The sequence below is a fragment of the Dysgonomonas sp. genome (assembly GCF_035323175.1).
GTDB lineage: Bacteria > Bacteroidota > Bacteroidia > Bacteroidales > Dysgonomonadaceae > Dysgonomonas.
Genome location: NZ_DAOKYH010000024.1, coordinates 20,749 through 34,563, shown reverse-complemented (window position 1 = coordinate 34,563; position 13,815 = coordinate 20,749). Strand labels below are relative to the sequence as shown.

The 13,815-nt window shown below is 37.2% G+C and carries 7 protein-coding genes; all 7 read right to left on the bottom strand.

Going from position 1 to position 13,815, the window contains the following annotated elements; translation table 11 throughout:
• Positions 1–241 precede the first annotated feature (241 nt).
• The 7 genes from PKC55_RS16730 to PKC55_RS16700 all read right to left on the bottom strand — a co-directional run bounded on the left by PKC55_RS16730 (position 242) and on the right by PKC55_RS16700 (position 13,240).
• Positions 242–640 (bottom strand): hypothetical protein, encoded by a 399-nt coding sequence (locus PKC55_RS16730; protein ID WP_291129883.1) that lies wholly within the window; start codon positions 638–640, stop codon positions 242–244.
• A 117-nt stretch (positions 641–757) separates the two neighbouring features.
• Positions 758–2,461 carry an endo-1,4-beta-xylanase gene (locus PKC55_RS16725; protein WP_291129886.1) on the bottom strand — a complete coding sequence of 568 codons (1,704 nt, stop codon included), beginning with the start codon at positions 2,459–2,461 and terminating at the stop codon, positions 758–760.
• A 17-nt stretch (positions 2,462–2,478) separates the two neighbouring features.
• Positions 2,479–3,507, bottom strand: coding sequence for a DUF5627 domain-containing protein (locus tag PKC55_RS16720; protein ID WP_291129890.1), 1,029 nt, complete (start codon positions 3,505–3,507; stop codon positions 2,479–2,481).
• A gap of 33 nt (positions 3,508–3,540) precedes the next feature.
• Complete coding sequence (locus PKC55_RS16715; protein WP_291028538.1) at positions 3,541–5,313, bottom strand: RagB/SusD family nutrient uptake outer membrane protein; 1,773 nt, start codon at positions 5,311–5,313, stop codon at positions 3,541–3,543.
• Positions 5,314–5,334: 21 nt separating this feature from the next.
• Positions 5,335–8,163, bottom strand: coding sequence for a SusC/RagA family TonB-linked outer membrane protein (locus tag PKC55_RS16710; protein WP_291129893.1), 2,829 nt, complete (start codon positions 8,161–8,163; stop codon positions 5,335–5,337).
• A gap of 27 nt (positions 8,164–8,190) precedes the next feature.
• The gene (locus PKC55_RS16705; protein WP_291129899.1) at positions 8,191–10,095 is read right to left on the bottom strand and encodes a RagB/SusD family nutrient uptake outer membrane protein; all 1,905 of its coding nucleotides are present in this window, start codon (positions 10,093–10,095) and stop codon (positions 8,191–8,193) included.
• A gap of 13 nt (positions 10,096–10,108) precedes the next feature.
• Positions 10,109–13,240, bottom strand: coding sequence for a SusC/RagA family TonB-linked outer membrane protein (locus PKC55_RS16700; RefSeq protein ID WP_291129901.1), 3,132 nt, complete (start codon positions 13,238–13,240; stop codon positions 10,109–10,111).
• Positions 13,241–13,815: the final 575 nt, after the last annotated feature.

Below are 13,815 nucleotides of genomic sequence, written 5' to 3'. Positions count from 1 at the left end.
TTTGCTACAATTTCGAAGCTATTTTCAGACCTTTCATTCTGTATATATTGCGGTAGAGAATACAGATTATCTGATGTCTTAGCTTTGAGTATAGACGAAAAAAGAAATAAAACGATATAAATAGGTAATCTTACCTTGTGTAACATAATTTAATATTTTTATGATAAAATCTAACTCTAATTGCTTTATGTTATTAAAACAGAGGTATTCTAGGCGAACACCTCTATTTTTCTATATAATTTTAATATATATTTATTACTATTGGTCCATTTTCTATTCCTTTTATTGTCAGCGTCCTGACAGATTCAGGAATATCCGAACTTATATAGATGGTTGCATATCCATATAAATAGATTTCATCCTTTTTTGTTACTTCCCAAAGTCCATCAAAACCAAAACAATTAGGACTATTACGATAAACAGCATATAATAACATCTCAAAAGCCGTGTAACCCTCATAAGGTTCTCCTCCTATGTCAACTGGGAATTTCCAACTAAAGTGAAGAAAAGCACCCTCCTTTTTGACAAATGAGTAGCAACTACCAGGAAATTCTAAATTGATATTTTCCTGAGCAAAAGCCGATTTCGAAGAAAATAAGAATCCAATCATGATTATAAATACAATAATAAACTTCTTCATAATAATTCTGATATTAAAAATTGATATTAGGTATAAAATGAGATATGTTAAAAACAATCACATTCATATTTTTCATATTTAATATTCCTATTTCAAATTAAAACTTTGTACTACTCATTATTCCCCTGCTAGTCCGCTAGCAAAACCTGGATAAGTATATTTACGATTATATCCTGTATCCCATAATCCTACATTTGTACTAGACTGTACAGGTGATATGGTGATGCCATAATGTTTTCCATCAGGTATAAGTGCATAATATTGACTAATGATCTGTTTGTAGTAATCCGAAACAGCTTGAAGTTGCTCGTAAGTCAGATTAGCCGGATTAATTGTGTTTCCATTTGCATCCACTACTTTCAACTCCAATCCGGAAATACGAATATATTTATTGGTTGCACCCAACAGAGTGAACAGCTTTACTACATTTGCTTTATTATCGGCTTGTACTAACGCATCAAGAGAATAAACCAGATCTAATTTAACACCGATACCATCAATCTTAGTCGTGCCATCGGCTTCCCACTGGGCGATCATTGCAATTAATCTTTCACACTTTTTGTTACTTTGGTTGAGCAAGCCTGTTTCATTAACAAATAACTTTAAGGCTTCTCCCCCACCATACTCATCATAGTACTGACGAGCATATTTAGCCAATATCCGGGCATAATTATCACCTAAAACATCGGCCAAATACAGCTTAGTATCATCTGCTTCACTCTCGGTTGTTCTTAGCTTATAGACAGCATTGTCAGACATCGGCTCATTCATCAAATTCCATGAGGATACAGACTCGGCAGAAAACTCCATGATACCGGAAATCCATGTATCAAAAGCATTATCGATAATTTCGGCTCTTTCTTCCGGTGTTCTAACAACAGCTCCGTCTTCGTATTCTATGGTAATATTATCTATGTAATAGAAGCCAGAACCTGTTGCAGAACCTATAGTGAGAACAAACTCGTTTAGACCTTTTTCTGCGTTAGTCAAATTGAGAGCTGAAATATCCAATTGGATAGCACTTCTACCCCAATCGCCATTAGGACATCCTAAATCTGCAGGCTTACCATAACCAATCAGCCCATTGTCATTAATTGCCATTCGCATCCCCTGACCATATAGGCCACTACTACCATCGGCATTAAAATCGATAATTACTTTTCGGCAATCATTCAATGTCAAGCCTGCTGGTAATTGTATGTTAATTTTAGGGAAAGACTGATTGGCCTTTTCTATTGTATTACCTACCAGCAAGACTTTACCTGATATGCCTTTAGGATCGTTTACTACGGTAGCAGTACTATTGCCTGTCATCGAATAAGAAGTCCCTAGCGCATCCGACTCAAAATCTACTAATATCACTCTCTTCATTTCACCAACAATATCGGCTATAGCATTGAGTAGATAAGTATTATTCTGTTGGTTATGCCACGACAGTGAACTGCCAAAAAGAGAAATTCCAGCCTCCTTAGCTGTTAAAACAAAACTTTTAACGCTGGATAAATTCATTGATCCGTCATTTAATACTACCCCAGCATGACTCATTAGATTATCAGTCAGAGTAATTTCATTAAAATTGGTCATAGCTAAGCTATAGGGCGTTTTTTGAGCAGTAAAGTCACTTGATAGGATACTCATTCCTAACATAAAATTTGACTTGATATTATAAGTGTCAAGTAAATCATAAGTATTTAGAGACTCTAAGTTTGTCACATCCTGTGGCTTTTCAACAGAAAAGTCTGACTTCTCATCAAGGTCTGCGCAAGAAACAAATAAAAAAGATGCTATCGCAATCAAAAATAATTTAGTTATATATTTCATGCTTATTTGTTTTTTAATCATTTTGTTTCTACTGTAAAGTATTCGGGCACTATACCTCTATTTTTAACAACTAATGTATCTTTAGTTGTATATTGAGTATTCAGATTCTTAAAATTTACATTATAGTCTAGGTAAAGAGCATCACAATCTTTACCTCCAATACTATTCTTTTCCCCTTTAGATACAAATTTGCCTGAACCAGAAATCTCATACGAATCGGAATTTCCACTCACATTGCACGTACCATCATCAGCAAAAGTTATAAGCAAATCATAATCTACAGTATGTCCATTACTGTCTTTTATGCTTAATGGCAGAGTACATTTAGTTAACGAGCCTGTGGTAATATTAACCTCTTCGTCATTCTCCACATATTCTTTATGGCGAACATTCGTTGATACTACTCCAGTAGTAGTAATCTGATCCACACCTCTTCTTAAATAATTAGCATGCCAAGGATTGACATATTTGACCGCACAGAGAACAAAGTCTTTAGGTGCTATAGTCCAATCATCTTTTATACAGCGATTCGGATTTACAACCTGAGGCTTCCCTCGAAGAATAGAATCACCACTATTTACATTAGTCATTACCAATGGTATTACATAGGTAGCTACCAGAGATTTGGGGTCTGCAAAAAATGCATCGGTAAACTCAACCTCTACTCCGCCCGACTCTGCACCAGAAGGAATTATAATTTGATTAGAAGCCAGCTTGTAATATGATGATGGCATCGGTATAATCTTACCACCTCCCGCAAAATAGAGATTATTGCACAATGATTCGTCTACTATGAAATCTATTACTCTATCTTTTTTATTCGAATAAACCCCTCCCATTGCCGCTTTAATTTTTATTTTATGCTCATTATCAATGGTATTATCTACATACAAATCTTCGCCTAGTTCTATTGTACGTACATAATACTGACTGCCAAAATAAACTGTTTGGTAATCATAATCGGGAAATTCAATATCTTGATTCTCGCACGATACAAACAAAGTACCGATAAGCGTCAGCCATATATATATTCTATTTATTTTCATATCTATTTTCATTTAATTTGTTACGACACATTCTTACCAACCCTCATTTTGGATAATCTTGTTATACTTCAAGGTTTCTGAATAAGGAATAGGACCGTAATACATATAATCTTTGTATGCACGTTCTTCTACATTCAAAGGGGTATATACGTTGTTATTCACATCTACTCCACGAGCAGTTTCTGTAAGGCTTATTCCCCAACGGCGTATGTCCCAAAAACGGAAATTTTCGAAGCAAAGTTCTAGGCGACGCTCGTTACGGATTAGTTCACGCATTTTGTTCTTGTCTGCTTTACATTCTTCCAAATATGGATCAGAATTACTTGTTCCAACTCCAGCTCTTGTACGAATAGCTTTGATTATGTCATAAGCAGAATAGTCATGGCTACCTTTTCCTACAGGGCCCCAAGCTTCGTTAGCTGCTTCGGCATAATTCAGAAATATTTCTGTATAACGGATTCGCGGATCATAATGAGTTTTACCTGATATAGATGATGGTGTACGGTTTACGTCCATACGTAAACGTTTCTTCATATAATAACCTGTTCGAGTTGATGTCTCTTGCACATTTATTCCATCATTTGTACCTGAAGTACTACCTGTCAGTATTATACTATTGTTAACCCCGGCTTTACTTCCATTGTAAATTATATACAAATCGAGACGCGGATCTCTTCCTGAGTAAGGATTAGAAGCATCATATCCGCTTTTTGAAGGGTCAGCATAATTAATAGGATAACCATTCGCCATAGGGAAAGCATCTACCAAATTTTGAGTAGGGTTCATATATCCATTTCCGAATAGTGTTGGTGGAAAATTTTGTTCTTCCTGAGAAGAATTATTTGTTGACAAGTTATTACGCCAAATAATTTCCGGAGGATTAGAGCCTTCACTCAAACCATCAATCTCACTTGCATTTGCATAATAAGTATGCCCGTTAGTCGCAGGTTTACCTCCTGCATAGTTAATAACTTCCGCAGCATAATCAGCCGCATTTGCCCATGTAGTTGTATTGGAAGCATCCTGAAAAGCTGGACTAGCTGCGAGAAGAGATACCTTAGACCTAATAGCTTTAACAATCAACCCATTGCATAATTGACGAGCATTCACCCCCATCGCACGATTATACAGCCCCTCATCGGTTGTTATAGTCCTGTATTTTTCAGGTATCTGATCTGGCGATGTCATATTATTGTATTCCATAGGTAAAAGTTCTTGGGCTTTATTCAGATCGTCATATATTTGCTTCATACAATCTTCAAATGTTGCACGAGGCATATTGAAATCGGAGTCTGATGGTAAGAACTCGGTAACAAGAGGTACACCCAACAATTGTCCATCCGTTGCATATCCTGCATGGTTACGAAGCAACAAATACATATGATAGGCACGGATTCCATATGCTTCTCCTTTCATACGCATACGCATCAAAACATTAACCTCTTCGCTGCTGTTTACAAATGAAACCCCGTCAACATAATTAAGGAACATATTAATATTAAGAATTGCATAATAACTATCATTCCAACGATTGAAAGGATTGTTTTCTGCAGTCCAGGAACCGGTAGCTGCCTTAAGATACCCATTACTCTTCTGATTGGTTACTGCATCATCAGTAGCATAATCGGTATTATCATAATATCCAGGAATCCTTGAGTAAGCATTCAGTAGGAAACTTTGTGCAAAATCGGGTTCGGTATACATATCTGATGGTTCTTTGAAATTGTCATTAGCCGGGGAGAATAAATCATCACAGCTTGAAAACATCAAAGTAATCATTAAAATAAGGAATATATTTTTTTTCATATTCATCCAGTATTAAATAAATTAGAAAGAAGCCTTGAAACCGATATTAAAAAAACGGCATTGAGGAGGAGTTCCTACATTCGTTTCCATATGTTTACGTTCTTTAGATATTATCAACAGATCATCAGCATTAGCATATACACTTAAGCCGTTAACAAAAGAATCGCCTAAAGCAGATTTTGGAAAATCGTATGTAACCTGTATTCTTTTCAGGTCGAAACGGTTTGCTTTATACATCCAGAAAGTAGAATTCCTGAAGTTGTTACTATTATCTGTTGTTGTTAATCGAGGATATGTCGCTGTATTTTTAGTTTCTTCTGTCCAGCGTCCCAAAACGATGTCAGAGTATTTGCTACTACCTCTTACCCAATAGTAAGAATTATCCTTAAATCCGATAGCTCCTGACTGTCCTGAACCCATAGCAAAGAAGGTAAACCCTCTCCATTTCAGAGTGAGATTCAGTCCGTAAGTAAATGGCGATGCAGCCCATCCGTTATGTCCTAAATCTACTTGGTCTTTCGAGTCAATTATACCGTCATTATTCACATCCTTATATTTAATGTCGCCCGGCTGTACAGTTCCGAATGTCTGTAGAGCATGATTGTCAATATCAGCTTGATTTTGGAAAAAACCTTCACTGATATATCCCCAATATGAATCAATAGCTCTACCTGTACGATTTTGATAATCATCCTTATAAGCTTCAGCTCTACGAGTAGCCTCGGTTGAAAGATACATTCCAGTAAAGCCAAGAGCGACATCCACTTCTCCTATTTTTTTGTTTAAGTTTAACGAGAAGTCCATCCCCGTACGCTTGTCATTATTATAATTAATATAAGTTAAGAAGTTACTATAATATGAAGGATAGAGGCTTTCTTGAGCCTGAGTCAATAAACCTTTAGTGTTTTGTGTAAAATAATTAGCATCTAAAGAGACCAATCCATTTAGCATTGATGTATTGAGACCAATACGCAAATCCTCTCTCGTGATAAAATCTAAGTGAGGATTGCTCCCTCGTGCAGTTACATACTGCCATCCGCCTTGTCCGGCATCACGCCATTGATACCACACACCTTCTGCACCATACCTGTAATACGATTTATATAGATAGTAGTCTGATATACCAATATCCTGATGTAGTTTTCCATAGGACGCAGTCAATTTCAGATCGTTTATAAATGAAACTCTATCCTTAAAGAAGTCTTCCTCGCTCAAACGCCAGCCTATCGTAAATGTAGGAGAAAATGCAGTACGATTTTCCGATGGCAACATAGCGGAATGTACCACGGCACCAGTAAAATCAAGATAATATTTTTGCATATAATTATATCCTGCCTGGATTCCTAGATTTACATTGCTTACACGGTGATAATCACTACTAGCCTCGCTACCCCCTTCATTAACGTCATTACTTCTGGAGTTTTGTTGCTGATATCCCCATCCTATTAGTGAGCCGTTTACATTATGAACTCTGTCAAAGGTCCGTTTATAATCAAACTGGGCTCTGAATGACATGGTTTGTGTATAGTAAGTAGTTGCTATCACTTCATTTGTAGAAGGCTTATCAATATTATACTTGGTTAATCCAGTAATCAGATCCTGACCATTAATATTAGACCAAGTAGGTTCGTATACAGCATATTGCTCACTCCATACTTCCGAATAATAATCTGTATAATCTATACTGAAAGCGGTTTTGAAAGTTAGACCCTGAAGAATGCTTTTTAAATCGGCACCGACACCTACATTAAATTGAAATGTACGATTTCGACCTTTCAAATAACCACCAGCAAGCATATCGGCAAAGGCATTGGTTTGAGTTGCAGAAGTCCCTCCAAAAAGATATTTTCCATCAATCAAATGTCCGCTATTTGAGACAATTGTCTGTAGCGAACTATTGTTAGGATCAATCATATTAATAGGTATCAATGGAGTTATCCAATTGGGACGCAAAGTCGCAGCCTGTCCCCAAAAATTACCATTTCCGCTGTAACCGTCGGCAATAATGACAGCAGCATCAGCTGAAGCTGTGAGCCAATCGGTTAGATTCATATCCACATTCGAACGTAATCGGAAAGTAAGTGTGTTGTCTTCTTTCTTTTCCCCATACTTTATCAAACCATTTTCGTAAGTCATTCCGAAATTGGAGTAATAACGTGCTTGCTTATTTCCTCCACTAATTTCACCTATTACATCCGATTTATTATACGCTTTTTTCAGATAATCGGAACTATAAAAGTTTAAATCCGGGTAACGGTAAGGATTTGACCCAGATACGGTATTATAAATCGTAGATTGGCTATACCTTTGCGAAATACCGTCATTACGACAAGCCTCATTGTATAAAGACATATACTCACCGGCACTTAAATAAGTAGGATAAGCTTTAGGTACATAAAATCCTGTATTGGCTCGAACATCAATTGACAAAGGCTGCTCAACACCTCTCTTCGTTGTAATCAGAACAACTCCTTGAGCAGCTTTACTACCATAGAGAGCTACTGCACTTGCGTCTTTCAACACACTAACAGACTCTACCTGGGAAGAATGTAGCGTCCATTGGCTGCGAGGAACTCCATCTACCAAGATCAGAGGTGATTGCCCCCAAATGTTACCATTATATCCTCCCACAATACTTTGAATTGCATCGAGAGAATATGTAGAATAGCTTTTCTTCGTTAAATCGACTACGTTAACAGATGAAATAGCTCCAATAATATCCTTCTTGGCCAGCTTTCCAAAAGCAACATTTACAAGGCTGTCCTTTCCTTCCTGTGCCTGTGTACTGCCCATATTTAGCATGTACATGACAAAAAATAAAAAGCCTATATTTATTATCTTTTTCTTCATTTTAAAATCGATTAAATTAGTCCGTTATTACCATCCCGGATTTTGCGAAAATTCTGGATACATAGTCACATCATCCAACAAAAAAGGAAACCAATAATGTTTTTCACCGAATTGTCTTTCATGCAAAACTTCTTCCTTCAAGTTTAGTACGCGAGCATTTATAGGATCAGCAAATACCTCCTTGTCTGGCAGACCTCGGTCAAAGTAGACGGCTGTTTTCAAAGTATAAGGTTTTACCAATAAAAGCATCCATCGACGCAAATCTGTAAAGCGGTGACCCTCAAAAGATAATTCGACAGCACGTTCGCGACGAAGTTCGCTCATGAAACTTTCAGTACTACCCAAAAATTTGCTATTAATAGGATCTACTCCTGCTCTATTCCGAATTTTGTTTACCGCATCCACTGCTGTAAGATTGTAAACTCCGGCTTTACTTTGAGGAGATCCATACCCATAAGCTACAGCTTCTGCATACATCAGATATACATCGGCTAGGCGCATGAGACTTAAAACCATACAGTTATTATCTACATACCCCTCCCATGAATTGCTGTATTTAGATATGTACTTGGACTGCATATATCCGGTAAATACAGACTTGGCTTTATTAAGCGGATCACTTCTGAAGCGTCCAGCTGTATAAAGGCTTGCATATTGTTGTTCGGGGTTATTTGACACTCTTGATCCATCTAAAACACATTTTTCGCCATCTATCATTATGTCATGATAGAAACGTGGGTCTCTACCTTTCCATGGATATTCAGGATCATACCCCGACGCGGCATCTTTCTTTGTTAGATCGGGGATAGGAAGACCGTTGGCCATACCATAAAAATTAACATAGTTAGCAGTAGGATAACATTTTATACCTGAGTTTATCAAACTAGGCGGACGATAATCGTTTGCCTGATTCCATCTGAATCGGCCAGATGATTGTATTAGGTTCTCATAAAAGATGGCTTCTTTCAATCCTGGTAGTTTACCACTCTGATTATAAGTATAGAACAGTTGTGTATATTCGGAAAATTTCGCCAATTCATAACGACCAGTCTCTTCACATATCTTCAAAGCCTGAGCTAATGCATCGGCAGCTTTTTTACAGTATTCAGTATTGTAAGCACTACTACCTCCCGATACTTTATTCATCAACGGGCTTCCTGCCCAAAGGTAATTTTTACCTAAATAAGCTAAAGCCATTACCTTATTAATACGGATATTATTATTTCCCAGAGTAGCTTTTCCGGCTGTTGTTTCATCCCAATTCACAGGAAGTAAATCCGCTGCTTTCTGAAAATCTGCTGCTGCTTTTTCGGCAGTTTCCTGATAAGTCAGTCGTGGAAGATTAAATACTGTGTTTGAAGCTAATGCTTGATCAATATAAGGAAGTCCCCCCCAATACTGCATCAGCATAAAATGAAACCATCCTCTGAAAAAATACAACTGTCCGGCTATAAGATTTTTTTCTTCCTGCGTAGCTTCAGTCATTAATTCTAAATTAGCAATACCTACATTAGCTTTACGAATTGCCATCCAGGATAAGCCCCATAGATTTCCTTTTCCATCTTTAACTGCATCATTATCGCTGTTGTAACTGTTTGGATTACCTCCAGTCTTAAACCAAGAATAAGCTGCTGTTTCCCATGCCCAATAGTTTCCTTGGTCAAACTGATTTGCACACAAACGCTGTTCGGCTGGCTCCCAGTATTCATCTTCTCCATAATTCCAACAGTTGTGGTAATCTTCAGCTGTTATAACTGGAATATGGTTATATAGATGTTCAACAAAACCCTGAAAGTTGGTAAAGTTTTTATAGACATCTTTAGAATCAATCTCCGACTGAGGTGCCTGGTCTAAATAGTCAGCACATGAATACAGCACCAAAGCACTCATTACCAACGTCATAAAAAACATTTTGTTAAAATATTTTTTCATCTCTTATATTCTTTTAAAAAGTTATATCAATACCCAAGTTGAATCGTCTCATCGTAGGATATGCACCAAAGCTTCCACTTCCACTAAAATTAGATTCGCGGTCGTCAGGCATATTAGTCCACAGATATAGATTATCTCCATTCAGATAGAGCCTTAGCGAAGACACACCTAACTTCCTTACCGATTTGTTGGTAAAAGTATAGCCTATCTCCGCATTCTTCAATCGCAGATAAGAAGCATCGTATATATAGCGAGTTCCATTAGCTCCTTTAGGTGCTGAAGTATTGTAACGAGGCATAGGGATTTCTCCCGAACCATCCTTACTCCAGTAAGTGCCTTCTACATAAGCGACATTAGAGGAGGAGTGAAAAGTTGGAAAATCAATTACACGTGACACATTGTTGACTCCATAAAACATAACACTAGCAGAGAACCCTTTCCACTCTACTCCTAGACTTGTACTATATGTATTCTGAGGAGTACTGGAATACTGATAGGGTGCCTGATCATCGTCTGTAATTTGTCCATCACCATTAAAGTCTACGATTAGATAATCGCCAGGGAGTTTACTTCCATTATTTGTATCAGCCACCGGGCTTCCATACAAGTCATCCCATGAGTTGATAAATCCACCATCAATGAAGGATGAGGTCTGATTTATTGCATATCCGGCTCTTCTACGATATGCAGCTTTTAATATAGGGTCGTCGGCAAATATTATCTTATTGGTAGCATGTGTCATATTCGCATTCGCCCATAAACGGAGTCCATTACTAAATACATGGTTAAGCTTTAGCGACAGTTCATACCCTTGACTTTTTACTTCACCCAGATTTGCCATTGGAGCCGTTGCACCAAAATAGGAAGGGATAGCTCGATCATCTCCGGCAACCAATATATCGGAACGTTTATCTTTAAAGAAATCAGCCGAACCGGAAACTAATCCGTTGAAAAATGAATAGTCAATGCCGAGATTTTGCTTTTCTACAGTTTCCCATGATACATTTTCGTTCCCCAATGAACTAATGCGGTAAATACTATATGGTGTATTCGCTGGTACAGTTCCCATAACCACATTTCCTCCGTATACCCATTGATCTTGATAAAGCCAACGTTTATCCACATTATCATCTCCAATCTTACCATATGAAGCACGGATTTTTAACATATCAAAGATTTTCAACGATTTCATAAATTTTTCCTCACTAAGCATCCATCCTATCGAGTACGATGGAAAAAAAGCAAACCGATAATCTGGCCCAAATTTCTCAGATCCATTATAAGCACCATTGACTTCGGCAAAGTATCTCATTGCGTAATTATATGTGGCACGGAAAACCCAGTCTTCTCGGAAATGGTAGAATTCACTACCCGTCGCCCATTTTTCACGACTAAAAAGCCCCATTAAACCAATATCATGATTACCAAACTGACGGGCATAGTTCGTCTGCAACGAATAGTATACTTTACGATAATTTAATCTCTTATTAACTGTACCTGCTTGGGTAGACCATTTGATTGACTCTTTAAAATCTTCACCACGCTCATATATTATATCTCCACTTTCGGGATTCACCCACATTCGATGCAAGTAATTATATTGGTCATTAATACCACGACCTTCCTCTACAAATGTATTATCGAGAGAAATATTTGCTCTTACACTCAAACCTTTTGTTAACATGTTCAGATCCTGAGTAAGTATGAAGTCTGTATTAATTTGAGTATTTGTTCTCTTTTCTATCCCTGATGTCGCTAAAGAAGCAACAGAGTTAGGCACATCTGCATTTCGCGGGTCATAATATCCATACAAACCAGTTGAATAAATAGGACGCATAGCATCTGGTGCTGTGCGATAAGCTGATGCCCAATAGCTTTGATCCCCCGTCTGGGCACCCCAAGGTAATGTACGTACCCCATTAGACCCAAATAAGTTGGTAGAGAATTTGGTAGTGCTTGTCAGATTGAAATCCAGGTTACTACGAAAGTTTAACCGATTGTAGCCATAACCAGAGTTATACCCCCTGTTGTTCTCGAAAGTCTTAAACAAATCTCCTTCATGTACAAAGTCTACAGCTGCAAAATAAGATACGAATTTAGAGCCTCCAGACACATTTGCACTTAAATTGTAAGATACTGCGTAATCTTTAAATAGTTCATCAACCCAGTCTACATTCGGATACCGATCCCATTCTTCGGCATTTGCCGGATTACGATACTTATCTATAATCGCCATTGGCTTGTAGTAACCCCAGGCTGTAGGAGATATTCCCATCTCACGCTCCAATACTCTGTTCTTCAATAAAAATGTATCATATGCATCCAGCTTTTCGGGTAATTTAGATGCTACTTTTACTGTAGTATTTACCTTTATTTGAACCTGAGCTTTTCCTTCCTTTCCTCGTTTAGTCGTAATTAGTATGACTCCATTAGCTCCTTTCACTCCATATACAGCCGTAGCCGAAGCATCTTTTAGAACCGAAATTGTTTCTACCGAGGAAATATCTACAGTGTTCATGGGACGTTCGATACCGTCGACTAATACCAAAGGATCACTATTATTCCACGAACTTTGTGCACGGATAATAATTTTTGGATCTTCGTCTCCTGGCATACCGGTGGAAGCTGTAGTTACAACTCCCGGCAGATTACCAGTCAAAGCCTGGCCTAGACTCGAAACTCCTCCTGCACGTTCTAATACTTTTGCATTTGTTTGTGTAATAGCTCCTACAACACTTGCTTTTTTCTGCTGGCCATATCCAACAATAACGGTCTCAGTAAGCATAACAGCGTCATCTTCTAATTGTACTGAAACGTGTGTTTGATTCTGAATCTCTACTTCCTGTGCCTTCATTCCTATATAAGAAACAATAAGGGTTTGTTTGCCAACAGGCACTTCCAGCGTGAAAGATCCATCTTCTTCGGTAAACGTACCAATAGTTGTGCCTTTTACAGCAACTGTAGCTCCTATAACAGGATTATTCTCTTCTAATACTACTCCCGTCAACATTCGTTTGTTTTGAGCAGATAAATCAGAGAAAGGCCATATCAGTAATGAAAATAAAAATCCTATCACCAACATTTTCTTCCGATCTTGCAAAAAGAAAAAAACTTTATGATTGCATTCTTTGTTGTGTTTTTTCATTCTTTTTTGTTTATTAAAATGTTTACTTTTCTACTTTCTGATAAAATAAATTTTCTGGAAGCTTTATCCCCTTTATAGAAGCTACCAGATTAACACAGATTAACTATTGTCATTGAAATCATTCATGGTTATTGATTTTTTAAGGTTAGACATTATTATATAAGTACTTGAATTTGATATTTCTATAAAATAAGCGGTATATTTTTATTATTGTATAAATTTGAGGTTAGACATTTGTGTATTAAATTATTCATATTTATCGCAGGTATAAAAATAACTTGGTACAAGATTTAAACATATGGAATACTACAAAATTAAAACAAGCATATAGGAACGCTCATTTTTATTGTATGCTATTGCTCGGACAAACGTCTTACCTCAGTCGAAAAAGTCGCATATCTTTTCCTTTTTGTCGCACAAACAAGATCTGGACAGTCATTTGTAAAAATAACTTCAAACTCAATCTTGATCAGATATAGGACTATTGTATAGCAGAAAATTGTATAATAGGCTTTCTCTTTTTTAGAGATTCTGGATGGCTTTACCAAGAACAAGGTCTTGAAGGTTTTTCTACT